The organism is Streptomyces sp. 6N223, from assembly GCF_052246635.1.
Classification (GTDB): Bacteria; Actinomycetota; Actinomycetes; order Streptomycetales; family Streptomycetaceae; genus Streptomyces.
In genome coordinates this window covers 94,036-119,909 of record NZ_JBQQCA010000016.1, presented here as the reverse complement: position 1 = coordinate 119,909, position 25,874 = coordinate 94,036, and the positions used below count along the sequence as shown (strand labels likewise).

Sequence of the window (25,874 nt, the reverse complement as noted above, 5' to 3'; positions counted from 1 at the left end):
CGCGTACGAGGTGCAGGCCGGCGCCTCCAGCCGCGACATCCGCTGCTCGGAGACGGTGACGGTGGACGGCGACCCCATCCCGCCCCGCCCGGTGATGAGTGCCGGGCTGGCGGCTGCCGACTTCGACGAGTCCCACGGCGTCGAGCTGGTCGACTTCAGCAGGACCTCGGGCGACTCGGTCACGCCGGCGGGCGACGGCGCCGAGTCGGGCGGGCTGGTCTTCCCCTCCTGCGACTTCGGCGCCGACGGGCCGGGCACGGCCGTCGTCGTCGCCTCCGCCGTCGACGCCCAGGTGCCCGCCGAGGTCGAGCTGCGTGTGCCGGGCACCGGCTTCCGCGTGACGCTGCCCGTCCCGACCACAGGCGACCGCTACGCCTACACCACGGTGCGGCAGGCGCTCGACGGCGCCCCGACCGGGGTGCGCGACCTGCACGTGACGCTGCGCGGAGGGGTGCGGCTGCACCGCGTCGAGTTCGAGTAACCCGGCATCGTCCGTGGCTCGCGATCGCGAAGGCTAAGATCCGGCGCGATGAACGCGATGCGCACGTACGCCTTCCTGCTGCGGCCCTCCCACAACCGCGTCTACGCCCAGGCCGCGCCGCGGCTGGCCCGCGCCGAGCTGCTGGCGATGAGCGAGACGGTGCTGGGCGGCGGCGTGCGGGAGGTCGCGGAGGTGAGCCTGGGTGGCGTGCCCTACCTGAGCTTCCGGGCGCCGGAGCTGTCCGGGGACGACCTCCGCTATCTCGCCAACCTCTCCTCGGTCTACGCCCTCTTCGAGTTGGAGGGCGAGGGCGAGGGGACGCGGCTGCGGCCGGTCGAGGCGCCGAGCCTCGACCGGTTCGCCAGCGACCTCATCACCATCCAGAAGTACCCGGGGAAGACGAACGAGGACTTCACCAAGCTGCTGCTGAACGTCACCGCCCTCGCCTGCGACGCCCCGCGGCGGCTGCTGTCGGGCGGCCTGCGCGTGCTCGACCCGCTGTGCGGCCGGGGCACCACCCTCAACCAGGCGATGATGTACGGCCTGGACGCCGCCGGGGTGGAGCGCGACTCCCGCAGCTTCGAGGCGTACGAGAACTTCCTGCGCCACTGGCTGAAGAACAGCCGCGTCAAGCACCAGGCCACCACCGGCGCGGTGCGGCGCGACCGCCGCGCGCTGGGCCGGCGATTCCACGTCACGCTGGGCGAGTCGAAGGAGCAGTACAAGCAGGGCCAGCACATCGAGGTGACGATGATCAACGCCGACACCACCGCGAGCGGCGAGTTCTTCCGGCCCGCCACCTTCGACCTGATCGTGACCGACGCGCCCTACGGCGTGCAGCACGGCAGCCGCCGGGCGGGCGCTGGGGGCCGGCCCAGCCGCAGCCCCGTGCCGCTGCTCGAGGAGGCGCTGCCGGTGTGGGCGCGGCTGCTGCGGCCCGGGGGCGCGATCGGGATCTCCTGGAACGTGCACGTCGCCGAGCGCGAGGAGCTGGCCGCGCTGCTGGCGGCCGAGGGCTTCGAGGTGCGGGAGACCGAGCCGTACCACGGCTTCCGGCACCGCGTGGACCAGGCGATCGTGCGCGACCTCATCGTGGCGCGGCGGCCCCGTCCTCCGGCCCCCGCAGCTGAAAGAGGCTGAGCCGGGAGGAGCCGAACTTCTCGGGCACCGTCTCCGCCGCCGTCCGCGCCCGCTCGCGCCGAGCCGGGGAGAAGCCCGCGACCAGTTCCTCCGGCAGCGTGGCGAGGGTGCACTCCTCCGCCAGCCGCACGCCGGGCGCCCAGCTCTCGACGTCGCGCGGCTCGTCGCAGGCCCAGTCGAACCGGGCCGCCATCATGCTCACCACGTCGTGCTTGCCCTGGTTGGCGACCATGGCGGTGGTGGCGATGTCGGTGGCCAGCCGGGAGCCGGGAAAACGCCGGGTCAGCTCCGCGAACAGCCAGCGCACCCGGTCCTCGGCGAGGTACGGCAGCACCGCCTCGATCGAGAAGAACCACGGCCCGGGCAGTCCGGCCGCCCGGTCCATCCACGAGGTGTCGAGGACGGATGCGGCGAGCATCTCCCGGCGGGGCTCGTCCTCGCGGAAGAAGCGGCGGCGCAGCGCGATGGCGCCGGGCAGGTCGAGGTCGATCCAGCGCACGCGGCCGTTGTCGACGCGCTCGAAGCGGGTGTTGAGGCCGGCGCCGACCTCGACGACCGTGCCCGCCGGGTGCTCGGCGAGGAAGGCCCGCACCCAGTGGTCGAAGGTGAGGGTGCGCAGGCAGGCGCGCGGCAGGCTGGGCTTTCCGTCGAACTTCGCGAAGTCGTAGTCGATGGCCTCCACCATCGCCACGGCGGCCGGGTCGTCCAGCAGCCCGTTCTGGTCACGGGTCTCCACGGCCCGGCCGTAGAGCGTGATCAGCAGCGTCTCCTCGACGGCGCCCAGCGTGGGGCGGAACGTGGTGTCACCCATGCGCCGCAGCGTAGCTCGTATGACAATGACGGTCACTAGCGCTTCTCGTGGCTACAGCTCCAGGCCGGCGAGCACCATGACCCGCTCGTAGGTGTAGTCCTCCATCGCGAAGCGCACGCCCTCGCGTCCCACGCCGGAATCCTTCACGCCGCCGTACGGCATCTGGTCGGCGCGGTAGGACGGCACGTCGCCGACGACCACGCCGCCGACCTCCAGGGCCCGGTGGGCGCGGAAGGCGGCCTGCACGTCGTGGGTGAACAGGCCGGCCTGGAGGCCGAACTTCGAGTCGTTGGCGGCGGCGTACGCGGCCTGCTCGCCCTCGACGCGGCTCACCGACATGACCGGCCCGAAGACCTCCTCGCAGGCGATCTTCGCGTCGCGCGGCACGTTCTCCAGCAGCGTCGGCTGGTAGCTGGCGCCCTCGCGGACGCCGCCCGCGAGGATCTTCGCCCCGGCGGCCGTCGCCTCGCTCACCCAGGACTCGACGCGCCGGGCGGCGTCCTCGCTGATCTGCGGGCCGACGTCGGTGGCGTCGTCGTCGGGGTCGCCGGTGACCAGCGCGCCGACCGCCTCGATCAGCCGGGGCAGCAGCCGGTCGTAGACCGCGGCGTCGGCGATGACCCGCTGCACCGAGATGCAGGACTGGCCGCCCTGGTAGTTGGAGAAGGTGGCGATGCGCTGCGCCGCCCAGTCCAGGTCGGCGTCGGAGGCGTAGTCGCCGAGCACGATGGCCGCGCCGTTGCCGCCGAGTTCCAGGGTGACGCGCTTGCGCGGCACGGAGTCGCGGATGGACCAGCCGACCGGGACCGAGCCGGTGAAGGAGATGATCGGCAGCCGGGGGTCCTGGACCAGCGGCGGCATGGCGTCGTTCGGCACCGGCAGCACGCTGAAGGAGCCGGGCGGCAGCTCGGTCTCGGCGAGCAGCTCGCCGAGCAGCAGCGCCGACAGCGGGGTGGCCGGGGCGGGCTTGAGGATGATCGGCGCCCCGGCGGCCAGGGCGGGGGCCACCTTGTGGGCGCAGAGGTTGAGGGGGAAGTTGAACGGCGCGATGCCGAGCACCGGTCCGTAGGGGAAACGCCGGGTCAGCGCGAGGCGGCCGGCGCCGCCCGCCTCGGAGTCCAGGCGCTGCGCCGTGCCGCCGTTGAAGCGGCGGGCCTCCTCGGCGGCCCAGCGGAAGACGGAGATGCACCGCGCGACCTCGACGCGGGCCCACTTGATGGGCTTGCCGTTCTCCGCCGTGATCAGCCGGGCGATCTCCTCGGTCCGCTCGCCGAGGCGCCGGCAGACGTGGTCGAGGGCGGCGGCGCGGGCGTACGCCGGCGAGGCGGCGAACTCCTTGGCCACGGCGTGGGCGGCGGCGACCGCCTCCTCCACCTGCGCGTCGCTGGGCACGCCGGCCGCGCCGACCCGGCGGCCGTCCCAGGGCGAGGTGACCTCAAGGACCGTCTCTCCGGCCGTGGCGCGCCCGGCGAGCCAGAACGCCTGTGGGTCAGTCCCTGTCGTCATCGCGGATCCCTCTCCTCTGCCGCTGCGTGGGTGCGTCATGCCTCGTCCCCACGGTAGGCGCAGATCGGGGTCCGTCCAGTTGTGCGGAGCGGCTGAATGTGTCGGACCGGTGCGCCATTGCGGCGGAATTCCCGGTGGAAACGGCGGGGTCGGCGACGCGGCGTTGACCAGCTCATGCCATCTCCGCGAGCATGACGCGAACGCGACACTTACTGGCGCGTAGCACCACCGCGTACCGTCCCCCCACCCGGAGATGTGATGCCTCTCATTCCACGCGGCAGAAGGCGGGCCACCACCGTGGCCGCCGCCTGTTCCCTCACGCTGGCCCTCGCCCTCGGCTCCCAGGCGATCGCCGCGCCCCCGTCCTCGTCCCCCTCCCCCACCGCCGACGGCGCCACCGCCGACGGCGCCGCCCGGCAGTACGAGGTCGGCGGCCTGGCCACGCGCGCCGAGCGCACCGAGCTGGCCCGCACCGGCGTCGCCGTCGACGAGGTGCGCCACGGCTCGGTGGTCGTCACCGCCGACGCGGCCGAGGCCGAGCGGCTGCGGGACCTCGGCTACGAACTCGACGCCCTCCCCTCGACGCGGCAGGCCGCGGCCCCCGAGGACTACGCCACCTACGAGGAGGTGCTGGCGGCCGTCGACGAGGCCGTCGCGCAGTACCCGGACCTGGTCAGCAGCCAGGTCATCGGCCAGTCCTACGAGGGGACCGACATCGTCGCGGTCAAGATCAGCGACAACGTCGCCGACGACGAGGACGAGCCCGAGGTGCTGTTCACCCACGGCCAGCACGCCCGCGAGCACCTCACCGTCGAGATGGCGCTGTACCTGCTGGCGGACTTCACCTCGCAGTACGGCGCCGACGCGGAGCTGACGGAGTACCTCGACACCCGCGAGGTGTGGATCATCCCCTCGGTCAACCCCGACGGGAAGACCTACGACACCGCCTCCGGCGAGTTCCAGATGTGGCGCAAGAACCGGGAGCCCAACGCCGGCTCCAGCGCCATCGGCACCGACCTGAACCGCAACTGGGCGTACGAGTGGGGCTGCTGCGGCGGCTCCTCGGACTCGCCCAGCAGCGAGACCTACCGGGGCCCGTCGGCCGAGTCGGCGCCCGAGACCCAGGCCGTGGCCGACTTCGTGCGCGGCCGGGTGGTCGGCGGCGAGCAGCAGATCACCACGCACATCGACTGGCACACCTACAGCGAACTGGTGCTGTGGCCCTACGGCTACACCTACGACGACACCGCGCCCGGCCTCACCCAGGACGACGCGGACACCTTCGCCGCGCTGGGCACCGCCATGGCCGAGACCAACGGCTACACCCCGCAGCAGTCGAGCGACCTGTACCTCACGGACGGGACGATCGACGACTGGATGTGGGGGGACCAGGGGATCTTCTCGTACACCTTCGAGATGTACCCGACCTCCGAGGCGGAAGGCGGCTTCTACCCGCCCGGGGACGTGATCGACCGCGAGACCAGCCGCAACCGGGAGGCGGTCCTCCTGATGCTGGAGTACGCCGACTGCGTCTACCGCATCATCGGCGCGGAGGCCGAGTACTGCGCAGCGTGAGGCGCGCGGCCCGGGCGGCGTACGCGGGCGTGGACGGGCGCGGGCGGCCGTAGGCGGCGCGGGGATTCCCGCGCCGCCTACGCGGCGCTCGCGTCGTCGCGCGCCGTGGCCTTCAGGGCCAGCCACAGCTCCATCCGCACGTCCGGGTCGTCCAGCGAGCGGTCCAGGATCTCCTCCACCCGCCGCATCCGGTAGCGCAGCGTGTGCCGGTGCACGCCGAGGTCCGCGGCGGCCGCGTCCCACTGGCCGTGGCGGGAGAGCCAGGCCCGCAGCGAGGCCACCAGGTCGCCGCGGCCGTGGGCGTCGTGCTCGTGCAGCGCCCGCAGCGTGCCGTCGGCGAACGCCCGCACCGCGTCGTCGGCCAGCAGCGCCAGGACCGAGCCGGCGGCCACGTCGTCGTGCTCGACCAGGGTGCGGCCGCGGCGGCGGGCCACCGCGAGCGCCTCGCGGGCCTGCCGGTAGGCGGCGTGGGCCGCGGCCAGGCCGGTCGGGGCCGACATGCCGAGGGCCAGGCCGGGCGGGCCGTCGGCGGCTGGCCGGGTGCGGGCGTGGTCGGCGCAGGCGCCGGCCACGGAGCCGCCGTCGGCGGCGAGGAGCACGAGGTGCCCGCCGTCGGCCGCCGCCAGCACCGACTCCCCGGCGCGGGCGGCGGCGGCCTGGACCGCCTCGCCCAGCTCCTCCAGGGCGGCCGGGTCCCCGCCCGCGTCGGCCACCAGCAGCCGCAGCGGCGCGTCGAGCAGCCCGCCGTAGAGCTGCCCGGCGACGGCGCGCGCGTGGTCCGGCTCGCCCGCCAGCAGCATCCGCAGCACGGCCGCGCCCAGCCGGGACTCCGCCGCCTGGAAGGCGTGCGAGCGCTCGGTGATCAGGGTCAGCACCGCGACGGCCGCCTCCACGGCGTACCGCTCGGCGGTGCCCAGCGGCGCGGCGGTGCCGATGGCGAGCACGGCCTGCGGGAGCTGGCCGGTGCCCAGCGACTGCAGCTCCACCCGGTCCTCGGCTCCGCCGGAGCCGGGCGCGCCGCCGTCGCAGACGGCGCTCGCCGGGGCGGGGCGGTCGCGCAGCCGCCGCACCTGGGGCGCCAGCCGCTCGGCGCGGCGCGCCGCCCAGGCCGGGGCGGCGTCGGTGACGGCGCCGGTCAGGTCGTACAGCGCTGCCCAGCCGTCGACCTGGGCGGCCAGCCGCGCCAGCAGGGCGCGCCGCCCGCCCGGGGAGAGGGCCGCGCGGGTCAGCTCCCGCTGCGCCGCGAAGCCCGCCGTGACCGCGCGGTACCGCTCGGCGGCGAGCGCGGCGGAGACGGCCTTGCTGATGGCGATGAACGGGGTGCGGACCGGCACCTCCAGCAGCGGCAGGCCGGCCTCGCGGGCGGCGTCGAGCAGCGCGGGCGGCACCCCGGGGTGGTTGACGCCGACGGCGAAGCCGATGCCGACGACGCCGGCGGCGGCCAGCCGCGTCACGTAGCCGCGCATCTCGGCCGGGTCGTGGACCGGCAGCTTCAGGCCGGTGGTCAGCAGCAGCTCTCCGCCGTCGAGGTACGGCGCCGGGTCGGCGAGCTCGCTGACCTGCGCCCATTTCACCGGAACCGCCAGCTTGTCCTCGCCGGTGAGAACGCTCAGCTTGAGGGCCGAGTGCTGCGCGAGCGAGGCGAGCGTCGGGAGCATGGACCACCTTTGGCGGGACTTCGGCGAGACTTCGGCGGGACGTGCGGTCGCGGGGGACCCCCTCACGGTACCGCCCGGCGGCGCGACCGTCCGACGGCTCGTGCCCCCGGTCGCGCGCCCCGGCGCGCACCACCGGTCACGCCCTGTGCCGGCCGCCGTCAGCCGAGCCGCACCAGCACCGGCGGCCCCGGCTCGCCGTTGACGCGGGTGACCGACAGCACCGCGTGCCGGGGCGGCACCCGGTGGGCCAGCTCGGAGGCGGACCACCGCTCCCGCTCGACGCGCCGCACGGTCACCGACTCGGTCGTGGTGTCCCGCCCTGTGAAGACGCGGCGCACGAGGCGCACGAGGCGTTTGACCGCGCCGCCGGTGCGGTCGGGGGTGCGGGTGACGTCGGTGTCCTCGGTCCACTCCGTGCCCCAGGCGCGGGCGAAGTGCTCGGCGTCCCAGGTGGTGATGCCGGAGAACGCCATCCGGCAGCCGACCGCGCCCAGCAGCCCGGTGCGCAGCTCCTTCGGCACGTCGTCGAGGGTGCGCAGCGCCAGCACCGCCCCGGCGTTGTTCGGGCGCAGCTGGGTGAGGCCGCGCACCGTGCCGCGGGTGACGGCGGAGGTGGCGTCGTCGAGGATCAGGCAGACGAACCGGGAGCGGTCGGGACGGGTGACGGCGGCGGCGGTGAACTGGGCCAGCAGCAGCCGGGTGACGATGCGGGCCGCCTCGGTGTGCCCGGTGGGCGGCAGGTCCACGCGCACCCGCATGGGGTGGGCCAGGGCGTCGGCCAGCGAGAACGGCCGGCCGCGGCGCGCGCCTTCGCCGCCGGAGAACCCGGCGCGGTCCAGCAGCGCGAGGAGGTCGGCGAGGTGCGGGCCGAGGTCGTCGGGCCGCTCGGTCTGGCGGGCGCGGGCGTCCAGCTCCCGCTCCTGGTCGAACGCCCCGGCCAGGCGCAGGTCCTCGCGCAGCGTGGCCAGTATGGCCGGGGCGCCGTCCAGCATGGCGCGCAGCTCGGGAACGCCGGGGAGCTGTCGGTAGGCAGCGTGGTAGGGGCCGATGAGCTGCACGAGGACGGCGGCGGCCTCGCGCGGCTCGACGCGGCTGCCGCCGACCAGGGACTCGGCCAGCAGGCGCGCGGCCTCGTCGGTGTCGGTGGCGCCGCCGTACGGGTCGAGGTGGTAGCCGGGCCCGCGGGCGCCGTCCGGGTCGCCGATGTGCAGGACGACGTCGAAGGCGTCGTCGGGCCCGAGCGCGCTGCGGGCGGTGCCGACGGCGACGACGGCGGCCTGGCCGGTCAGCGCCTGCAGGCACATCGCCTCGGTGACGGGCCGGATGACGCGGCCCGTCTTGCCCGATCCGGGCGGGCCGACGGCCAGCAGCGAGGTGCCGAGCACGGCCGGGTCGAGGGCGATCTCCTCGCCGCGGTAGGCGTAGGGGTTGCGCTCCTCGTCGGGCGCCTGGCCGATCCTGACCTGGCGGGTGAGCAGGTCGTGCTGGGCGGTGCGCGCCGCCAGGTCCCGGGACCCCGAGGGGTGGGGGAACGCCGCGGCGCCGCTGGCGGCGGCCTCCTCCGCGAAGCGGTCCAGCTCGGTGGGGCGGGCGCGCACCTCCTGCCAGCGGCGGTCGATGCGGGCGTAGTCGAGGTCGCTCATGCGGCCCTCGCGCAGTTCCTCGGCGAGCCGGGCGGCGGCCTCGGGGTGGCCGACGGCGTTCAGGTCGGCGACCTCGAACGGCGGAGCCGCGGGGGCGGATCCGCCGGGAGGCACGGCCGAGAGGCCGGCGTCGTCGCCGTGGCGGCGCCGGCGCAGCTCGGCGCGGAACTCCAGCCACGCGGGCCGCCACCGGCCGGCCCAGGCGGCGAGGGCAGCGAGCAGGGCGGTGTAGAGGAGGTAGTAGAGGTTGTAGGTGACGGTGTACTGGGTGGTGTCCTCGGGCTTCCACCAGGTGTCGGGGACGACGGCATACAGCGGTTCCAGCCAGAAGGTCCAGTTGCCGTTGAAGCACGCCGTCCAGACGACGCCGCCGGCGAGCAGAGCCAGCAGCGGGCGGCGGTGGCGGCCCACCCACCAGAAGCGGTCGAGGACGCTCCGCACGATCCGCCGCGCGGGCGCGGGGGCGTAGCGGCGCCAGACCTCGTCCCAGTGGCCGAGCCTGCCGGTGACGCAGGCCAGGACGACGGCGAAGAGCACGGTGTAGACGTCCTCGGCCCGGCGGCGGGCGACGAAGAGGTCGTCGGTGGGCATGCCGGGGCGCCAGTCGTCGGGCAGCTTGCCCCAGCTCGGCGGGGTCACCCAGTCCAGCGGCCTGATCCACCATTCGAAGAACAGGACGTTGTTCCGGCACAGCCACCACACCAGCCAGCCCAGCAGCGCCGCGAGCACCGCGCCGCCGACGAGTTCGCGGTCGCCGAGCCGGTCGGGGTCCTCGGGCGGCTTCGGCACGTGGTTCTGCCGCCAAACGCCGGGGCTGGCGGGCGGGCGCGGCGCGCCGAGCCAGCGGACCAGGGGCGGCGTGTCGGGGGCCGTCTCGGGGGCCGTCTCGGGTGACCGCCGGGGCATCGGCGGCACGTCACCGGGCCGCGGCACCGGCTGTGCGCCCTCGCGCCCCTCACGCGCTCCCCGCGCACCATCCCAGCTCATCTCCGCCCCATCCGCGCCGCGTTCGCGCTCTGCCACGTCCTGACGTGCCGTCTTCACCGCCGCCACCTGCCCTTCTGACCAGGCCGGGGGCGGCGCGTCCGGTCCCGCTCAATCTAGTGCAGCGGCACGCCGGTTGCCCCGATCGGGCGGCCCGGCGGGGGCGCCCGGGGGCGTGCTTGTCGAACGTGATCGAATATGCAGTCCAGCAACCTGTGCATACCCGTTCCCCTGGGACATCTGGTGCGCTACGTTCCTTCGCACCGCTGGCTCAAAGGGGACCCTGGGCAGAACGTCATGACTCGTGCCATCTCATTGCGAGAAGTCACCAAGATTTACCCACGAAACGTGGTCGCCGTCGACCGGCTGTCGCTGGACATCGAGCCGGGCGAGTTCGTCGTGCTGCTCGGACCCTCCGGCTGCGGAAAATCGACGGTGCTGCGGATGATCGCGGGGCTGGAGGACATCACCTCGGGTGAGCTCTATCTGGACGGCGAGTACGCCAACCTCGCCCCGCCCGGGGAGCGCGAACTGGCCATGGTCTTCCAGCACTACGCCCTCTACCCCAACATGACGGGCCGTCAGAACATCGGCTTCCCGCTGCGCATCGAGTCGCCGCACGAGGACAACAGCCCGCGCGTGGACGAGGCCGCCCGGATGCTCGGCATCGAGGAGCTGCTGGACCGCTACCCGGCGCAGCTCTCCGGCGGCGAGCGGCAGCGCGTGGCCATGGGGCGGGCCATCGTCCGGCGGCCCAAGGCGTTCCTGCTGGACGAGCCGCTGTCCAACCTGGACGCCAAGCTCCGCAACCGGCTGCGCGCCGAGATCGCCACCCTCACCCGGCACCTGGGCGTGACGACGGTCTACGTCACGCACGACCAGGCGGAGGCGATGTCGCTGGGCGAGCGGGTGGCGGTCATGCGGGACGGCGTGCTCCTCCAGACCGGCACCGCCCGCGACGTCTACCGGCTGCCCGACAACCTCTTCGTGGCGGCGTTCGTCGGCACCCCGCGCATCAACCTGCTGCGCGCCACCGTGCACGCCCCTCTCGGCGGCAGGCTCAGCATCGACTTCGGGAAGCAGCGGATGGAGCTGCCGGAGCCGCTGAGTCCGGACCACCAGCTGCTGCGGATCCAGATGGGGCGGCAGATCACGGTGGGGCTGCGCTCGGAGGCGGCGCGGATCGCCTCCCCGCAGGAGATGCGGTCGAGCGAGGCGCTGGTCAACGGGGTGGTGCAGCACGTGGAGTTCCAGGGCCACGAGTCGCTGGTGCACGTGAGCACCGGCGCCCACCCGGCCGACGTGGAGGGCCTGGAGTCGCCGCGGCCGCCCACCCGCCGGGCGCGCTCGCGCCGCAACGGGCGCAACGGCACCGGCGGGCGCCTGGGCCGCCTGTTCGGCTGGGCCTCCTTCGACCGCTCCGCCGAGAACGGCCACTCCGACGCGACCGTCTCCACGCTGGAACGCCCGTCCTCGCCGCAGCTTCCGCCGCCCGCGCCCACCCCGGGCCGCATCACCGACGGGCTGGTGCTGCGCGCCCCCACCGACCTGCACCTGCGGCTCGGGGAGCGGGTGCCGCTGCTGCTGGACCTTGACCAGCTGTACGTCTTCGACAGCGACGGGGACCGCATCTGCCCGGCGCCGGAGCACTCCCCCACCCTGCACGGGTGAGGCCGCCCGCCCCCGCGGTCACGCCCCCTTGCGCGTGCGGGCGGTGATCCCCCGCCCCCGCCGCCTGGGCCACTCGCCGCCCAGGCGACGGCCCAGCCGGTCCAGGTTCACGTCCACCGTCGCCTCGACGAGGTCGGCGTAGACCTCGGCGGCGACGCGGCCGCGCCGGTGGGACGCCAGCCCCGCGCCCAGGCCGATCAGCGCGGCGGGCCACCAGACGACGCCGAGCGCCAGGTACAGCACGGCCCACCCGCCCAGCGTCATCGCCTCGTCAAGACGACGCCTGCTCTCCGCGAGGGTGCCCCGGGTCTCCTCCGGCAGGATCAGCCACAACCGGGACCACAGGGACGGCAGATCGAGCCCGTACTCGGCGTCGATCCGCACGCCGGGCGCGAGGAGGCGGTCCCCCATCCAGGTGGGGCGGCGCGGGCTCATCAGCGCGATGGCGTTGCGGCGGGCGGCGGCCTCCGCCACCGCCTCGTCGTGGCCCGCCGGGTCGCGCTCGGCGTCCTCGTACGCCGTGTGCGCCGCACGCCACCGCTCGGCGCGGCGCTCGGTCAGCCGGGTCGCGAGGCCGGCCAGGGGGCGTGGCCACTCGCCGCTCATGGCCCGCTCCACCGGCCCGGCCAGGCCCTGCGCGAGCAGGCCGAGCGCCGTCGACAGCGGCAGCAGTGCCACGAGCACGAGGGCGGTGCGCGCGCCGACGTTCTGGCCCTCGGTCTGGGTGGTCAGCTCGTTGACGCCGTCCCAGACCGCCTGCCAGTCCGCCCAGTTCCGCTGCCGGAGGGTGAGGGCGACGGCGGCGACGCCGGCGTAGAACAGCCCCGGCAGCACCAGGAGCGCGAACCACCGGTCGGCGAACTTCCGCCCCAGCTCGGCCAGGAACCCGTTCATGGCGCTCCCCGGCTCAGTCGTCGGCCATGAGCCGCAGCGCCCTCCGGTGAACCTCGCACTCCGGCACCGGCTCGCTGGGGCCGCGCCGCTCCACGCGGCTGCACCCGCCGTCGGGGCAGACGTAGTCGCCGGAGACGGGCCGGCCGGGGCCGCCGACGGCGGTGGGCAGCGGGAACCGCGAGCCGCTCCGCTCCGAGTCGTGGGGCGGGGCGCCGGCGGCGAGGAGCGCGTCCTCGTCGTCCGGCACCAGCAGTCCGGCCGCCACGAGCAGCGGCGTGATGTCCTCGCCCTGCCGGGCCGCCCGCGCGATCCGCTCCAACTCGGCCCGCCGCCGCTGCCCGGCCGCGCCCCGGGTGAGCCGCCGCAGCGCCGGCAAGTCCGCGCAGAACTGGGCCCGTAGGTCCTCTGGTGTCAGCTCCACCCGGTGATGGTACGGGTTCGCGGGGACGGGGAACGGCAAGGGGAACAGCAGCGGGCCGGTGGCCGTTTGACCACAGGGGCCAGCGGAGCGAAGGAGCGTGGGTGAGGGCACGCAACAGGGGGCGCGACGCGCCCGAGCCGCGGGCGCCGTGGGACGAGATCACGCCGGGGCTGTGGATGGGTGGGCATCGGTGGGCGGACGACGACGGCGGGGTGCGGCCCGTGGTGGTGAGGGCCGAGTTCGACCTGGTGATCAGCCTGTTCACGCGTCCGGGGCACGGGCCGCCCGACGGCGTGGAGCACCTGGTGGCCGAGATGCCCGACGACCCGCTGACGGCCCGGCAGATAGACCGCGTGCGGGAGCTGGCGCGCACGGCGGCGAGCGCCTCGCGGGCGGGCCGCGTCACGCTGGTGCGCTGCCAGTACGGGTACAACCGCTCCGGCCTGGTGGTCGCGCAGACCCTCATCGAGCTGGGCATGGACGCCGCCTCGGCGATCGACCTGATCAGGCGCCGCCGCTCCCCGTGGGCGCTGCACAACCTCATCTTCGAGCAGTACCTGCGCACCGGTCTCGACATCGCCGCGCTGCTGGCGGGGCTGGAGGAGCGCTAGGCGGGCGCTTGCGCGGGCTTGGCGACGCCGAGCCGCCTGGCCTCGCGCAGCCACTCGGGGAACTCCGCCATCAGCCGGTCGTACAGCTCGGCGTCGGGGATGGCGCGCGGCTCGTCTCCGGCGGCGAAGAAGCCGGCGTTGTCCAGCGTGCGGCCGGTGAGGGTGTCGAGCCTGCGGAGGTAGGCGAAGCTGTCGTCGCCGAAGCCCACGAACTGCCAGAACAGCGGCAGCCGGGAGGCCTCGGTCAGCAGCCGGGTGGTGGCCGACCGGTTGTCGGGGGAGCCGTCGGTCTGGAAGACGACGAGGGCGGGGGTGGAGGCGCCGGAGGCCTGGAAGTGGTCGATGACGGCGCGCATCGCCTTCTCGTAGAACGTGCGGCCCATGTGGCCGAGGGAGTCGTGGAGGGCGCTGATCCGGCCCTCGTGGCGGCCGAGTTCGACCTGGTGGGTGTCGACCTCCGTGGAGAAGAAGACGACGGGGACGACGCCGTCGTCGTCGAAGTGCGCGGCCAGGCCCAGGACTTGCTCCGCCAGACGCTGGACCGTGCCGTCGCGGTAGAAGCGGCGCATGGAGCCGGAGCGGTCGAGCACGAGGTAGACGGCGGCGCGCTCGCCGCGCATGCCGTGCTTGTCGAGGGTGGTCCCGGCCGACTTGTAGAGGCTGACGAGCCCCGGCGCGGTGGCCGCGACCTTTTCCAGGGTGATCGCCGAGGCGGCCGGGTTGTCCATGGCGCAAGCCTGTCACGAATCGGGCCGGGGGTGTCAGTGCCGGGTGGCAGAGTGGAACCCGTACGGTCGATGTGTTGATGGGGGCGGCGATGCGCGTCTTGTTCAAGGGCGAACTCTGGGTGCACTACGGGCAGTTCTATGTCGAGAGCCGAGGCGGCCGGTGCGGCACGGACCTCCCGGAGTCCTTCGCCGGCCAGCGCAACGGGCTGTGCGGCGCGGCCGCGCCCGGTCTGCTCTTCCTCATCACCGGGCTGCACACGGGCAAGGTCGGTCTCGCCGTCGAGCTGCACGAGCAGGCGCCGCCGGTGGACGAGGCGTTGGAGGAGTGGGAGGAGGTCGTCGAGGCGACCTTCACGCCCGGGTCGGGGCGGGTCGGGCTCCAGGCGTGGGGCGGCCAGGAGCACTGGCCGCTGGGCATCGACGCCGTCCGCCACCGCGTGCGGTACTGCGGCAGCGGCATGGCGCGGGGGCGCAAGGCGGACACGCGGACGACGGGGCAGCCGCAACTCGACCGCTATCTCCTGCAGTTCTGGCCAGCGCCCGCCACGGCGGAGCCGGACGGCGTGGTGAAGCAGACGAGCACGGTCGCGGCGTACTGGCACCGGTACGCCAGCAGGCTGGCGCCGCCCGCGCTGCCTCGCCGGTCGCCGCCGGAGGAGCAGGGGCCGTCGCGGGACACCGCCGGGCGGGCGCGCCGGGCGGCGCCGTGGCCGGGGCACCCGGACCGGGACCGGCTCCGGGAGGTCATGGGCGCGGTGCCGGGCATGGCCGAGCTGGACGCCGAGCTGTGCTGGGCCATGGCCGAGGCGGCCCCGGCCGCGCAGCGGGCGGTCGCGCGCTGGACGGCGCGCCGGGCGTGCGCACGGGCGGGCATAGCCGGGATCGACTGGGTGGCCCCGGCGCTGGCCGCCCTCGACGAGGGCCTCCCCCTGCCGTCGCCGTTCGACGACACCGAGCGCACCTGGCGGCTGCTGTGGGCCGACGAGCGCGTGCCCCACACCACCGTGACGCACTGCAACGGCCTGCTGGAGAACGTCTCGCAGCAGGCGGCGGCCCTGCCCGCGCTGTGGGGCGCCGCCGAGCCCGATCCGCTGCGGGCGGCGCTGGAGGCGCTGCTCGCGGCGGCGGTCACCTTCGGCGCCGACTACCCGGTGCTGCTGGAGGAGGTGAGGCGGGCGTTTCCGGCGGCGACACGGCGGCGGTGAGGGCCGGGGCCAGGGTCTCGGCGAGGGCCGGGTCGGTGGCGCGCAGCTCGCGCAGCAGGGCGGCGGTCGCGGCGCGCAGGGCGCGGCGCAGCTCGTTGGCGTCGAGATCGCGCACCAGGGTCTCGCGGAGCGGGGCGGTGACCTCCGCCGGGAGCCGGTCCGCGCCCTTGGCGTAGGCGGCGGGCAGGCCCAGGCGCAGACAGGCCAGGCTCAGGGTGTGGGCGCGGACGGCGCCGATCCAGTGCTCGGCCTGCCAGGGGGTGCCGCGCTCGATGGCGGTGCGGGCGTGGATCACGTGGTGCCAGGCCAGGCCGATCAGGTGACCGGGGTCGGGGGCCGACGCGCGGCGGGGCGCCGCCTCGCCGAAGACGACGCGGAAGCCGCCCTCGCCCCGGGGCCCGAAGTCGGCGGCGGGGGCGAAGCCGAGGTCGATCTCCAGCAGGTCGCCGAGCAGGAACGCGCGGTAGACGGCTGTGCCGGCGTGGAGGTCGAAGTGGTGGAGCGCGCCGAGCTCGCGGTAGGCGGCGTCGGTGAAGTCGCCGAGCACCTCGGCGACGCTCACGCCGTCGGCCACGCCGAGGAAGAGGTCGACGTCCGACCACCGGTCCTCGCGCCCGGCGGCGGCCGAGCCGGTCACCGCGGCCCCCGCCACGCGCGGGTCGGCGGCGGCCCGCTCCAGCAGCGTGTGCCGCACGTCCTCGCGGCGTTCCGGGGTGAACACGCGCCCGACGCTATCGCGGAGCCCGCCGGCCCCGGCACGCCGGTCGCCGTCTGCCTCGGCGGCCAAGACGGCGGCGGGTTTTGCTCCGTGGCGGAGCGTGCTCAGGGCACGACGCGCGCCCTAGCCTGCTGGCGTACCCGTGACGCAACCAGCCTCTCTCGCCGAGGAGACCCGCTCATGACGACCATGACAGAACAGTCCGGAGGACCGTCCCTGCCGCAGGAGCGGCGGCTCGTCACCGAGATCCCGGGGCCGAGGTCGCGGGAGCTGGCGGCGCGCAAGCAGGCCGCCGTCGCCGCCGGGGTGCCGACCGTCATGCCCGTCTTCGCGCAGGCGGCCGGGGGCGGCGTGGTTCTCGACGTCGACGGGAACTCGTTCATCGACTTCGGCTCGGGCATCGCGGTGACCTCGGTCGGCAACAGCGCCGAGGCGGTGGTGCGGCGCGCCGGCGAGCAGCTCGCGCGCTTCACCCACACCTGCGCGATGATCGCGCCGTACGAGGGCTACGTCGAGGTCTGCGAGGAGCTGGCGCGCCTCACCCCCGGCGACCACGCCAAGAAGTCGGTCCTGCTCAACTCGGGCGCCGAGGCCGTCGAGAACGCCGTGAAGATCGCCCGCTACGCGACCGGGCGGCAGGCGGTCGTGGTCTTCGAGCACGGCTACCACGGGCGCACCAACCTCACCATGGCGCTGACGGCGAAGGACATGCCGTACAAGCACGGCTTCGGGCCGTTCGCGCCGGAGATCTACCGCGTCCCCATGGCGTATCCCTTCCGCTGGCTGACCGGCCCGGAGAACTGCGCGGAGCAGGCGGCGGCCCAGGTCATCGAGAAGATCACCAAGGAGATCGGGACGGAGAACACGGCGGCGATCGTCTTCGAGCCGCTGCAGGGCGAGGGCGGGTTCATCGAGCCCGCCAAGGGCTTCCTGCCCCGGATCGCGGAGTTCGCCGCCGCGCACGGGATCGTCCTGGTCGCCGACGAGATCCAGTCGGGGTTCTGCCGCACCGGGCAGTGGTTCGCCTGCGAGGACGAGGGCGTGGTGCCGGACCTGGTGACGACGGCGAAGGGCATCGCGGGCGGGCTGCCGCTGGCCGCCGTGACCGGGCGCGCGGAGCTCATGGACGCCGCGCACGTGGGCGGGCTCGGCGGCACCTACGGCGGAAACCCGGTGGCCTGCGCGGCCGCGCTCGGCGCGATCGAGACCATGCGCACGCTGGACCTGCCCGCGCGGGCCCGGCGCATCGAGGAGGTCATGAAGCCCCGGCTGCGCGCCATGGCCGAGCGGTTCCCGGTGATCGGCGAGGTGCGCGGGCGCGGCGCCATGCTGGCGGTCGAGCTGGTCAAGCCCGGCACGAAGGACCCGGACGCCGCCACCACCTCGGCGGTGCTGGCGGCCTGTCACCGCGCCGGGCTGCTGGTGCTCAGCTGCGGCACGTACGGCAACGTGCTGCGTTTCCTGCCGCCGCTCGTCATCGGCGAGCCGCTGCTGGAGGAGGGCCTTGACGTGCTGGAGGAGGCGTTCGCCGGGGTCTAAACCCACTTCCGACGAGATCCCGCCGGAATGCTGTGCGCTCCTTGGAGAAGGTGCGGGGATGTGATGCGGATCCGGGGGCACCCCGCCCGGCGTGGCTGATCCTGCCGTACGGTCGGGAGCGGTAGCGGGAGCTGCCAGACTCCTGCCGCCGCGCAGTTCTCCTCACGGACCGGACCGCCCGCCCCACACCCCCCGGGGCGTGCGGCCGTCCGGTCGGCGTTGCCCCTCCGGCCCCGGCCCCCTCTGGCTCCGTTCCAGCTCCGTCCCGCCGCCGCCTGGTGCATGGCGACGTCGAGCACATCCGGGTCGGTGAGCGTCCCGGAGCGCTCCGGCTGGATCAGCCACCGCACCGCGCGCCGCTGCTCCGCCCGGGATGCGGCGCGACGATCCAGCTCCCCCGCCGCCCGCGCCGCGCACGCCCGTCCCGAGCCAGCCGGCGATCGTGCCGGGCGGCACGAAGAAGCCGAGGCGGCCGGCGGGCAGCAACGCCACGCCCTGCGGGTGGCGTTCCCACTCGCGGCGGCACGCCTCCGGGTACGGCGCGGCCGAGGGCAGCCAGCCCGCCGCCGGTGCCGCCGCCGAGGTGTCCGAGTGATCGCCGCTGAGTGTCGCCATGGGCGGTGCCTCCCCATGCGTCGCGCTGGTGTCGTGCCGTCTGCTCGCCGGCCCATGAGGAGGGAGCGGCCGGGCGGCCGTTCATTACGCCGCTTCAGCGGGTATTTCCGCCCGGAGGTCCGCGGCCTTGCGGGGTCAGGCGTCGATGCCGGAGGGCTCGCCGCCGCCGGCCGCGCCGTCGAGGGTGAACACCCAGTAGGAGTAGTCGTGGTCGCCGCTCGGCGCCAGGTCGACGCCGAGCTCGGCCGTGCCGCCGGGGACGGCGACGGTGAAGCTGACGTCCTGCGTCTCGCCGGGTTCCAGGCCGCCGGGCGCGGGATCGGTGCGGCGCACCTGGCCGGCGTCGAGCTCGCGGTCGTCGGCGTACGCCACGAGTTCGGCGCCGTCGAGGCCGACGCCGTCGTCGCCGTCGTTGGTCAGGCGGGCGGTGACGGTGACGAACGCGCCGTCCGCCGACGCCACCGGCTGGGAGATCGCCAGCAGCAGGCCGTCCTCGTAGGAGACGGTGTCGTCGGCCTCGGCCAGGTAAGCCGAGCCCGCCTCGGAGTCCACCTCGACCGGCCGCATGCCCAGGATCACCAGCAGCACGACGTGGACCACCGCGATCGCGACCGAGCCCGCGCCGGTCCACAGGCCGCCGAGGGCCGCCGTGCGGTTGGTGGCACCGCCGCCGCGGGCGCGGCGGGCGCCGACGATGCCGAAGATCAACGCCAGGACGCCGAGGACCAGCACGACGGGGCTGAGCACGAAGGTCCAGCTCAGGCAGGCGGCGATGACGCCCAGCACGAGGGCGGCCGTGCCCAGGCCGTTGCGGTGGCCGGCCGGGCCCACCACGGGCCAGCCGGGGGCACCGGGGTAGGCGCCGGACGGTACGGCGTAGCCCGTGGCGCTGAGCGGGCCGGTGGCGGGATACCCGTAGCCCTGCGCGGGCGTCGCCTGCGGCTGCGGCGGATACGGCGGCACAGCCTGCGGCTGCGCGGTCCCGTCCGGCGGCCGATGGGGGCCCCTCGCAGGCCCTCCGGGGCCTGGGGGAGGGTTGTCGTGCTGCTCAGCGCTCACCGGACCTCGGACCTCCACAATCGTTGGCCCTCACCTTACGGGCCGCCCCTGGTTCGTGTGCCGCCCTTGCCTACCATGGGCGGGCACCGACTCCCACCGGAGGTCCCCGTGTCGCACACCACGGATCTGACGGCGTTCATCGCCGGGCTGCCCAAGGCCGAACTGCACGTCCACCACGTCGGCTCCGCCTCGCCCCGCATCGTGGCCGAACTGGCCGCCCGTCACCCGGACTCGCCCGTCCCGAAGGACCCCGAGGAGCTGGCCGCCTACTTCACCTTCCGGGACTTCGCGCACTTCATCGAGGTCTACCTCTCCGTCGTGGACCTCATCCGCGACGCCGAGGACGTGCGTCTGCTGACCTTCGAGATCGCCCGCGACATGGCCCGGCAGCGGATCCGCTACGCCGAACTGACGGTCACCCCCTACTCCTCGACGCGGCGCGGCGTACCGGACGTGGCGTTCATGGAGGCCATCGAGGACGCCCGCCGGGCCGCCGAGGGCGAGCTCGGGGTGGTGCTGCGCTGGTGCTTCGACATCCCCGGCGAGGTGGAGGGCGACATCGCGGCCGAGGAGACGACGCGGATGGCCTGCGACCTGGCGCCGGAGGGGCTGGTCGCGTTCGGCCTGGGCGGGCCGGAGATCGGCGTGGCGCGGCCGCGCTTCAAGCCGTACTTCGACCGGGCCATCGCGGCCGGGCTGCACAGCGTGCCGCACGCCGGGGAGACCACCGGGCCGGGCACGGTCTGGGACGCGCTGCGCGAGCTGCGCGCCGAGCGCATCGGGCACGGCACCAGCGCCGCCCTGGACCCGGCGCTGCTGGAGCACCTGGCCGAGCACCGCGTCCCGCTGGAGGTGTGCCCCACCTCCAACCTCGCGACCCGGGCCGTCGCCACGCTGGAGGAGCACCCGCTGGCCGCGATGGTGGCGGCGGGGGTGCCGGTGACGATCGGCAGCGACGACCCGCCGATGTTCGGCACCGACCTGAACACCGAGTACGCCGTCGCCGCCCGGCTGCTGGACCTGGACGCGGCGGGCGTGGCGGGCCTGGCGAGGAGCGGGGTCGAGGCGTCCTTCCTCGAACCCGCCGCGAAGGCCCGGCTGACCGGCGAGATCGACGCCTACCTGGCCGCATGGCAGGGGTAGCGGCGGTGGTCGGCCACCGCGGCGACCCCTACCAGGCACGCGAGAACACCCTGGCCTCCTTCCGCGCCGCCATCGCCGCCGGGGCCGACGCCGTCGAGCTGGACGTGCGCACCACGCGGGACGGGGTGCCGGTGGTGCTGCACGACCCCACGCTGCGGCGGCTGTGGGGATACGACCGGCCCGTGGCCGAGCTGACGGCCCGCCAGGTGGCCGTGGCGACCGGCGGCTGGGTCCCGACGCTGGCCGAGGCGCTGGCCGTCACCGCACCGGTGCGCACTCTGATCGACCTGCCCGAGCCCTCGCCGTCCGCCGCGCGGGCGGCGGTCGCGGCGGTACGCGGGGCGGGGGCGGCCGGCCGCGTCTACTACTGCGGCGACGCGGCGGCGCTGCGCGCGGTGCGCTCCGCCGAGGAGTCGGCGGAGATCGCGCTCACCTGGAAGCGCGCCTGCCGGCCGCGCGCCTCGCTGCTGGCCGAGTTGCGGCCGCGCTGGCTGAACTACCGCTTCGGCCTCATCGACCGCCCGACCGTGGAGCTCGCCCGCGCCGGCGGGTACTGGATCTCGGCCTGGACCGCCGACAGCCCGCCGGCCATGCGGCGGCTGCTGCGCCTGGGGGTGGACGCGATCACCACCAACCGGCCCCTGGTGCTGCGCGGGCTCCTTACGGGCGACGGGCCGCGCGGGGCGGCGTAAGGCGCGGGGCGCGGGGATACGGCGGCTGATCGAGCCTCAGTCGCCGCCGAAGTGCGCAGAATCGCCGCCGAACCGCCGCCGAGCCGTCCCGCGCCCGGCCCGCCGGGTCACGGCCTCAGGGCGTACGGCATACGGCGTCACAGCGCCGTCATGACGTGCTTCACCCGCGTGTAGTCCTCCAGCCCGTAGGAGGACAGGTCCTTGCCGTACCCGGACTTCTTGAAGCCGCCGTGGGGCATCTCGCCGACCAGCGGGATGTGGGTGTTGATCCACACGCAGCCGAAGTCGAGCGCCTTCGACATCCGCATCGCGCGGCCGTGGTCGGTGGTCCACACCGAGGAGGACAGGCCGTACTCGACGCCGTTGGCCAGGGCCACGGCCTCGGCCTCGTCGGCGAAGGTCTGCACGGTGATGACCGGGCCGAAGACCTCCTGCTGGACGATCTCGTCGTCCTGGCGGCAGCCGGTCACCACGGTCGGGGCGTAGAAGTACCCGGCCTCCCCCACGCGGCGGCCGCCGGTGGCGACGGTGGCGTGGGCGGGGAGGCGTTCGACGTAGCCGGAGACCTTCGCGAGCTGGTCGGGGTTGTTCAGCGGGCCGTAGAAGCAGTCGGGGTCGGTGACGTCCCCGGTCTTCACGGCCGCCGCGGCCTTGGTGAGGGCCGAGACGAACTCGTCGTGCACCGAGGCGTGCACCAGCACGCGGGTGGCTGCCGTGCAGTCCTGCCCGGCGTTGAAGAAGCCCGCGTCGCGGATGCCCTCCACCGCCGCGCCGAGGTCGGCGTCGTCGAAGACCACGCAGGGCGCCTTGCCGCCCAGCTCCAGGTGGACCCGCTTGAGGTCCTGCGCCGCGCTGACGGCCACCTCCATGCCGGCGCGGACCGAGCCGGTGACGGAGACCATGGCGGGCGTGGGGTGGGCGAACATCAGCCGGCCGGTCTCGCGGTCGCCGCAGATGACGTTGAAGACGCCGGGCGGCAGGACGTCGCGCAACAGCCCGGCGACGTAGACCACGGAGGCGGGCGTGGTGCCGGCGGGCTTGAGGACGACCGTGTTCCCGGCGGCGAGCGCGGGGGCGAACTTCCAGACCGCCATCATGATCGGGTAGTTCCAGGGGACGACCTGGGCGCAGACGCCGACCGGCTCACGCCGCAGGAAGGACGTCATGCCCGCCAGGTACTCGCCGGCGGACTTGCCCTCCAGCATGCGCGCGGCGCCCGCGAAGAACCGGATCTGCTCCAGCATCATCGGCAGCTCCTCCTGCCGGGTCAGCTCCAGGGGCTTGCCGGTGTTCTCGCACTCGACGGCGAGCAACTCGTCGGCGTTCTTCTCGAAGGCGTCGGCGACGCGCAGCAGGGCGAGCTGGCGGTCGGCGGGCGTGGCCTCGCGCCAGGCGGGGAAGGCGGCCTGGGCGGCGGCCATGGCGGCGTCGACCTCGGCGGTGCGGGAGAGCGGGGCGGTGGCGTACGCCCGGCCGGTGGTGGGGTCGACGATCTCGGTGGTCTGCCCCTCGGGGGCGTCACGGAACTCCCCGTTGATGAAGTTGCGCAGCCGACGCAGTTCGCTGGTCACGGCAGCCTCCCGCCTGACGGTCCGGTTCGGTCCTGCCCACCCTATGCCCAGGGGGACGCCGGGCAACACGGCCGGAGACCGGAGATCGATTGCCGAGCACGTGCGAACGCGGGAAGAACGCCGTGCAAGCCGTGTATCGCCAGGATGTTTTCCCGTGGCCGGGCGGGGCGTGCCCCCGTCCGGAGGAACCTGCGGCACAACTGGCCGAGTCGGGCGGGCGCGGCCGTGAGGGCTGTGCCAGCTTGGCTCTCGTGGGACAAAACGGAAACCCGACAATCGGCTGCCCGACAAGCCGACAACCGCGCACGGCGCAGTGACCCGACTCCCCCGCGGCTCGTTCACCCGGCCGGGGGATGGGCCACGGGGAAGAACAAAGAACAGCGAAAACAGCGCAGAACAGCGAAGCACGAGGACGAACGAGGAAGCGTCGACGCGGGGGAACGACCGGCGAGACGAGCGGAGGTGCCCGACGACGATGGCTCCAGCCGAGAACAGGGCTGACAACCGGGCGGGAGGGTCGCCACCCCCCGACGCCCCGCCCGACAACGACGTGCTCTGGGCGCGCGGCCTGCACTACGCCCACGAGGGCTCGCCCGCGCTGCTCGGGGCCTCCGTCGGCGTGCGGCAGGGCGAGATCCTCACCGTCACGGGGCCGCGCGGCTGCGGCAAGACCACCCTGCTGGGGTGCCTGTCCGGGCAGCTGCTGCCGCAGCGCGGCGAGGTGTGGTTCAACAGCGTCCCGGTGCACACCCTGACGGCCGAGTCCCGCGAGCGGCTGCGCCGCGAGAAGTTCGGCTGGGTCGGCGACTCGCCGCGCCTGGTGCCCGAGCTGGCGGTCTGGGAGAACGCCGCGCTGCCGCTGCTGCTCGCCGGCGCCGGGCACCGGGCGGCGAAGCAGGCGGCGCTGGAGTGGCTGGAACGCCTCGACGTCGGGGAGTGCGCCCGCCAACGGCCCGCCGTGCTGGTGCAGGCGCAGCGGCAGCGGGTGGCCATCGCGCGGGCGCTGGTCCACTCCCCCGAGGTGCTCTTCGCCGACGAACCGACGGCGCCGCTGCACCAGGCCGACCGGGCGCAGGTGCTGCGCACGCTCACCACGGCCGGGCGCTCCCACGGCATCACCGTGGTGCTGGCCACCCACGACGCCGAGGTGGCCACCCTGGCGGACCGCACCCTGACCATCGTCGACGGCCGCACCACCGGCGCACCGGCGGCAGCCACATGCTCGCTCTCCGCCTAGCGCGCGGCTCCGCACCAGGGGCGCTCGTCCGCCGGCTGCTGCTGGCCGGGGCGGCGGCGGGCGTCGGCTTCCTGCTGCTCGCCGCCCTCGGACACGCCCTCGCCAACCCCGGCAGCGGCGGCGCCTCGGCGCTGCGTCTGGCGTGCTGCGCGCTGCCGCTGGCCGCGACCCTGCAGCTGGCGGGGGCGGTGGCGCGGGCCGACCCCTCGATGCGCGCGCGGTCCGGGCTGGACGCCGCGGGGCTGGGCCCGGTGCGGGTGCCGGTGCTGGCGGCGGCGTCGGCGGCCCTGGCCGGGCTGCTGGGCAGCGTGCTGGCGCTCCTGCTCTTTTTGCACCTGCGCGGCGATGCCACGGGGATCGCCGCGCTGGGCGGCGGGCTGCCGCTCCGGGGCGCGGCGGCGGAGCGGCTGTCCGCGGGCGAGCCGCTGCCGGTGGCCGCGGCCCTCACGCTGCTCGCGGTGGTGCCGGGGGCGGCGGCGGCCGTCAGCGCCCTGGCGCTGCGGCACCGTCCCGCGCCGCCGCAGGCGCCGTTGCCCGCGCAGCCGCACCAGCGCCGGAGCGAGCCGGAGCCCGCCGAGCCGCCGGTGCCGGCGCCTGGCGGGCTGCCGTGGGGCATGGTGCTGATCATGTCGGGCATCGCGCTCGGCGCGCACACGGGCTCCCGGGACCTGTCCGGCGAGGCGGGCAACACCCTCGCGCTGCCGGGCGTGCTGGGCGAGGTGACGCCGGGCGTGGTGCTCGGGTGGCTGATGATCGCCGTCGGGATCGTGCTGGCGGCGCCGGGCCTGACCCACCTGTGCGGGCAGGTGCTGGCGGCCGGGCGGCCGGGCGTGCTGCGGCTGCTGGCCGGGCGGGCGTTGCAACGGGAGGCGTCCCGGCTTGGCTGCCCGCTGGGTGCGCTGTGCGCGGCCTCGGCGGCGCTGCTGGCGGCGCTGCGGCTGGAGGGGCCCGGGCTGTTCGGGCCGCTGGGGGTGCTGGGCACGGTGGTCGTGCTGGCCTCCGTGCTCGGCACGATCGCGGCGGTCTCGGCCCAGGTGCGGGCGGAGCGCGGCGAGACCCGCGCGGCGCTGCTGCGGCTCGGCGCCTCGCAGCGGCTGCTGCGCGGTGTGGCGGGGCTGCGGGCCGGCACGGCGCTGACCGTCTTCGGGCTGCTGAGCTGGCTCGCCGGCGAACTGCTCCTGCTGCCCGTGGCCTGAACGGGGCCAGTCCGGGGCAGTCCGGTCAGTCCTGTCAGTCCTGTCAGTCCTGGTCGGAGGGGCGGACCAGGCCCGTGCGGTAGGCGAGGATCACCGCCTGGACGCGGTCGCGGGAGCCAGTCTTGGCCAGCACCCGGCCCACGTGGGTCTTGACGGTCGACGGCGCGAGGACGAGGCGTTCGGCGATCTCGGCGTTGGTCCAGCCCCGGCCGATGGCGGTGAGCACCTCCCGCTCCCGGCCCGTCAGCCCGGCCAGCCGGGGATCGTCGGGCGACGGCCCGTCGCCGCCCGGCGTCGGCTGGCCGTCCGGGCCCGTCTCCGGCAGGTGGCGGGCGTACCGGTCGAGCAGCCGCCGGGTCAGGGTGGGCGCCACCACCGCGTCGCCGCTGGCGACGGCGCGGATCCCCGACAGCAGCTCCTCGGGGGAGGCGTCCTTGATGAGGAAGCCGCTGGCCCCCGCCCGCAGCCCGGCGTAGGCGTACTCGTCGAGGTCGAAGGTGGTGAGGATGAGCACGCGGGTGCGGCCGCCGGAGGCGACGATGCGGCGGGTGGCCTCGATGCCGTCGAGGCCGGGCATCCGCACGTCCATCAGCAGCACGTCCGGGCTCAGCTCGGCGGCCTGCCGCACCGCCTCGGCGCCGTTCGCGGCCTCGCCGAGCACCGCGAGGTCGTCCTGGCTCTCCAGCAGCATGCGAAAGCCGAGGCGCTGCAACGCCTGGTCGTCCGCGATCACCACCGTGGTCACGTCGCTCCGCCCGTCATCCCGCCCGTCGTCA

Annotated in this window: 22 protein-coding genes and 1 pseudogene; 11 read left to right on the top strand and 12 right to left on the bottom strand. The window is 75.0% G+C overall.

Features of this window, described 5'->3' with window-relative positions; translation table 11 throughout:
- Both ACTWQH_RS13180 and ACTWQH_RS13175 read left to right on the top strand, forming a co-directional pair.
- A partial coding sequence (locus ACTWQH_RS13180; RefSeq protein ID WP_443286656.1) for a carbohydrate-binding protein occupies nt 1-481 on the top strand: 481 nt, incomplete at its 5' end.
- A gap of 48 nt (nt 482-529) precedes the next feature.
- Nucleotides 530-1,621, top strand: a complete 1,092-nt coding sequence (locus ACTWQH_RS13175; protein ID WP_443286655.1) for a TRM11 family SAM-dependent methyltransferase — start codon at nt 530-532, stop codon at nt 1,619-1,621.
- Here the strand turns inward: ACTWQH_RS13175 and ACTWQH_RS13170 are convergent.
- Nucleotides 1,569-2,432 carry a class I SAM-dependent methyltransferase gene (locus ACTWQH_RS13170; protein ID WP_443286654.1) on the bottom strand — a complete coding sequence of 288 codons (864 nt, stop codon included), beginning with the start codon at nt 2,430-2,432 and terminating at the stop codon, nt 1,569-1,571. The genes ACTWQH_RS13175 and ACTWQH_RS13170 overlap by 53 nt on opposite strands.
- Nucleotides 2,433-2,483: 51 nt before the next feature.
- Nucleotides 2,484-3,938, bottom strand: coding sequence for an aldehyde dehydrogenase family protein (locus tag ACTWQH_RS13165; RefSeq protein WP_443286653.1), 1,455 nt, complete (start codon nt 3,936-3,938; stop codon nt 2,484-2,486).
- Between the two features lie 258 nt (nt 3,939-4,196).
- Here ACTWQH_RS13165 and ACTWQH_RS13160 point away from each other — a divergent pair, with 258 nt between their 5' ends.
- Nucleotides 4,197-5,513 carry a M14 family metallopeptidase gene (locus tag ACTWQH_RS13160; RefSeq protein WP_443286652.1) on the top strand — a complete coding sequence of 439 codons (1,317 nt, stop codon included), beginning with the start codon at nt 4,197-4,199 and terminating at the stop codon, nt 5,511-5,513.
- A gap of 77 nt (nt 5,514-5,590) precedes the next feature.
- On the opposite strand, the gene ACTWQH_RS13155 is transcribed toward ACTWQH_RS13160, so the two are convergent.
- Both ACTWQH_RS13155 and ACTWQH_RS13150 read right to left on the bottom strand, forming a co-directional pair.
- The gene (locus ACTWQH_RS13155) at nt 5,591-7,171 is read right to left on the bottom strand and encodes a PucR family transcriptional regulator (protein ID WP_443286651.1); all 1,581 of its coding nucleotides are present in this window, start codon (nt 7,169-7,171) and stop codon (nt 5,591-5,593) included.
- Nucleotides 7,172-7,329: 158 nt separating this feature from the next.
- Nucleotides 7,330-9,858 carry an ATP-binding protein gene (locus ACTWQH_RS13150; protein WP_443286650.1) on the bottom strand — a complete coding sequence of 843 codons (2,529 nt, stop codon included), beginning with the start codon at nt 9,856-9,858 and terminating at the stop codon, nt 7,330-7,332.
- 237 nt (nt 9,859-10,095) lie between these two features.
- Between ACTWQH_RS13150 and ACTWQH_RS13145 the strand changes: the two genes are divergently transcribed.
- A complete protein-coding gene (locus ACTWQH_RS13145) occupies nt 10,096-11,469 on the top strand; it encodes an ABC transporter ATP-binding protein (RefSeq protein WP_443286649.1) in 1,374 nt (457 codons plus the stop codon).
- Between the two features lie 18 nt (nt 11,470-11,487).
- On the opposite strand, the gene ACTWQH_RS13140 is transcribed toward ACTWQH_RS13145, so the two are convergent.
- Both ACTWQH_RS13140 and ACTWQH_RS13135 read right to left on the bottom strand, forming a co-directional pair.
- A complete protein-coding gene (locus tag ACTWQH_RS13140) occupies nt 11,488-12,363 on the bottom strand; it encodes a hypothetical protein (protein WP_443286648.1) in 876 nt (291 codons plus the stop codon).
- A 13-nt stretch (nt 12,364-12,376) separates the two neighbouring features.
- Nucleotides 12,377-12,784, bottom strand: a complete 408-nt coding sequence (locus ACTWQH_RS13135; protein ID WP_443286647.1) for a hypothetical protein — start codon at nt 12,782-12,784, stop codon at nt 12,377-12,379.
- 101 nt (nt 12,785-12,885) lie between these two features.
- On the opposite strand from ACTWQH_RS13135, the gene ACTWQH_RS13130 reads away from it, so the two are divergent.
- Entirely contained in the window at nt 12,886-13,395 is a 510-nt protein-coding gene (locus tag ACTWQH_RS13130; RefSeq protein WP_443286646.1) for a protein-tyrosine phosphatase family protein, read from the top strand.
- On the opposite strand, the gene ACTWQH_RS13125 is transcribed toward ACTWQH_RS13130, so the two are convergent.
- Nucleotides 13,392-14,123 (bottom strand): vWA domain-containing protein, encoded by a 732-nt coding sequence (locus ACTWQH_RS13125; RefSeq protein WP_443286645.1) that lies wholly within the window; start codon nt 14,121-14,123, stop codon nt 13,392-13,394. The genes ACTWQH_RS13130 and ACTWQH_RS13125 overlap by 4 nt on opposite strands.
- An 89-nt stretch (nt 14,124-14,212) precedes the next feature.
- On the opposite strand from ACTWQH_RS13125, the gene ACTWQH_RS13120 reads away from it, so the two are divergent.
- Complete coding sequence (locus tag ACTWQH_RS13120; RefSeq protein ID WP_443286644.1) at nt 14,213-15,328, top strand: hypothetical protein; 1,116 nt, start codon at nt 14,213-14,215, stop codon at nt 15,326-15,328.
- Here the strand turns inward: ACTWQH_RS13120 and ACTWQH_RS13115 are convergent.
- Nucleotides 15,252-16,049 carry a hypothetical protein gene (locus ACTWQH_RS13115; RefSeq protein ID WP_443286643.1) on the bottom strand — a complete coding sequence of 266 codons (798 nt, stop codon included), beginning with the start codon at nt 16,047-16,049 and terminating at the stop codon, nt 15,252-15,254. The genes ACTWQH_RS13120 and ACTWQH_RS13115 overlap by 77 nt on opposite strands.
- A 186-nt stretch (nt 16,050-16,235) precedes the next feature.
- On the opposite strand from ACTWQH_RS13115, the gene gabT reads away from it, so the two are divergent.
- A complete protein-coding gene (gene gabT / locus ACTWQH_RS13110) occupies nt 16,236-17,585 on the top strand; it encodes a 4-aminobutyrate--2-oxoglutarate transaminase (protein WP_443286665.1) in 1,350 nt (449 codons plus the stop codon).
- A gap of 230 nt (nt 17,586-17,815) precedes the next feature.
- On the opposite strand, the pseudogene ACTWQH_RS13105 reads toward gabT, so the two are convergent.
- Together ACTWQH_RS13105 and ACTWQH_RS13100 are read right to left on the bottom strand one after the other, a co-directional pair.
- A pseudogene (locus tag ACTWQH_RS13105) lies at nt 17,816-18,200 on the bottom strand (hypothetical protein); the annotation flags it as partial.
- Between the two features lie 135 nt (nt 18,201-18,335).
- A complete protein-coding gene (locus ACTWQH_RS13100) occupies nt 18,336-19,163 on the bottom strand; it encodes a hypothetical protein (protein WP_443286642.1) in 828 nt (275 codons plus the stop codon).
- Between the two features lie 171 nt (nt 19,164-19,334).
- Between ACTWQH_RS13100 and ACTWQH_RS13095 the strand changes: the two genes are divergently transcribed.
- Together ACTWQH_RS13095 and ACTWQH_RS13090 are read left to right on the top strand one after the other, a co-directional pair.
- Nucleotides 19,335-20,402 carry an adenosine deaminase gene (locus ACTWQH_RS13095; RefSeq protein WP_443286641.1) on the top strand — a complete coding sequence of 356 codons (1,068 nt, stop codon included), beginning with the start codon at nt 19,335-19,337 and terminating at the stop codon, nt 20,400-20,402.
- The gene (locus ACTWQH_RS13090; RefSeq protein ID WP_443286640.1) at nt 20,390-21,094 is read left to right on the top strand and encodes a glycerophosphodiester phosphodiesterase; all 705 of its coding nucleotides are present in this window, start codon (nt 20,390-20,392) and stop codon (nt 21,092-21,094) included. The genes ACTWQH_RS13095 and ACTWQH_RS13090 overlap by 13 nt, the downstream gene beginning before the upstream one ends.
- Before the next feature lie 137 nt (nt 21,095-21,231).
- Here ACTWQH_RS13090 and ACTWQH_RS13085 read toward each other — a convergent pair whose 3' ends face one another.
- Complete coding sequence (locus tag ACTWQH_RS13085) at nt 21,232-22,665, bottom strand: gamma-aminobutyraldehyde dehydrogenase (RefSeq protein WP_443286639.1); 1,434 nt, start codon at nt 22,663-22,665, stop codon at nt 21,232-21,234.
- 475 nt (nt 22,666-23,140) lie between these two features.
- Between ACTWQH_RS13085 and ACTWQH_RS13080 the strand changes: the two genes are divergently transcribed.
- Both ACTWQH_RS13080 and ACTWQH_RS13075 read left to right on the top strand, forming a co-directional pair.
- Entirely contained in the window at nt 23,141-23,902 is a 762-nt protein-coding gene (locus ACTWQH_RS13080; RefSeq protein ID WP_443286638.1) for an ABC transporter ATP-binding protein, read from the top strand.
- Complete coding sequence (locus ACTWQH_RS13075) at nt 23,884-25,098, top strand: hypothetical protein (RefSeq protein WP_443286637.1); 1,215 nt, start codon at nt 23,884-23,886, stop codon at nt 25,096-25,098. The genes ACTWQH_RS13080 and ACTWQH_RS13075 overlap by 19 nt, the downstream gene beginning before the upstream one ends.
- Nucleotides 25,099-25,141: 43 nt before the next feature.
- Here the strand turns inward: ACTWQH_RS13075 and ACTWQH_RS13070 are convergent, their stop codons facing one another.
- Nucleotides 25,142-25,843 (bottom strand): response regulator, encoded by a 702-nt coding sequence (locus ACTWQH_RS13070; protein ID WP_443286636.1) that lies wholly within the window; start codon nt 25,841-25,843, stop codon nt 25,142-25,144.
- Nucleotides 25,844-25,874 lie beyond the last annotated feature (31 nt).

Bases quoted from the DNA above. Each gene is read 5' to 3' on its own strand.
- ACTWQH_RS13175 (WP_443286655.1), top strand. From the start codon at position 530: ATGAACGCGATGCGCACGTACGCCTTCCTGCTGCGGCCCTCCCACAAC.
- ACTWQH_RS13170 (WP_443286654.1), bottom strand. From the start codon at position 2,432: ATGGGTGACACCACGTTCCGCCCCACGCTGGGCGCCGTCGAGGAGACG.
- ACTWQH_RS13165 (WP_443286653.1), bottom strand. From the start codon at position 3,938: ATGACGACAGGGACTGACCCACAGGCGTTCTGGCTCGCCGGGCGCGCC.
- ACTWQH_RS13160 (WP_443286652.1), top strand. From the start codon at position 4,197: ATGCCTCTCATTCCACGCGGCAGAAGGCGGGCCACCACCGTGGCCGCC.
- ACTWQH_RS13155 (WP_443286651.1), bottom strand. From the start codon at position 7,171: ATGCTCCCGACGCTCGCCTCGCTCGCGCAGCACTCGGCCCTCAAGCTG.
- ACTWQH_RS13145 (WP_443286649.1), top strand. From the start codon at position 10,096: ATGACTCGTGCCATCTCATTGCGAGAAGTCACCAAGATTTACCCACGA.
- ACTWQH_RS13140 (WP_443286648.1), bottom strand. From the start codon at position 12,363: ATGAACGGGTTCCTGGCCGAGCTGGGGCGGAAGTTCGCCGACCGGTGG.
- ACTWQH_RS13125 (WP_443286645.1), bottom strand. From the start codon at position 14,123: ATGGACAACCCGGCCGCCTCGGCGATCACCCTGGAAAAGGTCGCGGCC.
- ACTWQH_RS13120 (WP_443286644.1), top strand. From the start codon at position 14,213: ATGCGCGTCTTGTTCAAGGGCGAACTCTGGGTGCACTACGGGCAGTTC.
- gabT (WP_443286665.1), top strand. From the start codon at position 16,236: ATGACAGAACAGTCCGGAGGACCGTCCCTGCCGCAGGAGCGGCGGCTC.
- ACTWQH_RS13095 (WP_443286641.1), top strand. From the start codon at position 19,335: ATGGGCGGGCACCGACTCCCACCGGAGGTCCCCGTGTCGCACACCACG.
- ACTWQH_RS13090 (WP_443286640.1), top strand. From the start codon at position 20,390: ATGGCAGGGGTAGCGGCGGTGGTCGGCCACCGCGGCGACCCCTACCAG.
- ACTWQH_RS13080 (WP_443286638.1), top strand. From the start codon at position 23,141: ATGGCTCCAGCCGAGAACAGGGCTGACAACCGGGCGGGAGGGTCGCCA.
- ACTWQH_RS13075 (WP_443286637.1), top strand. From the start codon at position 23,884: ATGCTCGCTCTCCGCCTAGCGCGCGGCTCCGCACCAGGGGCGCTCGTC.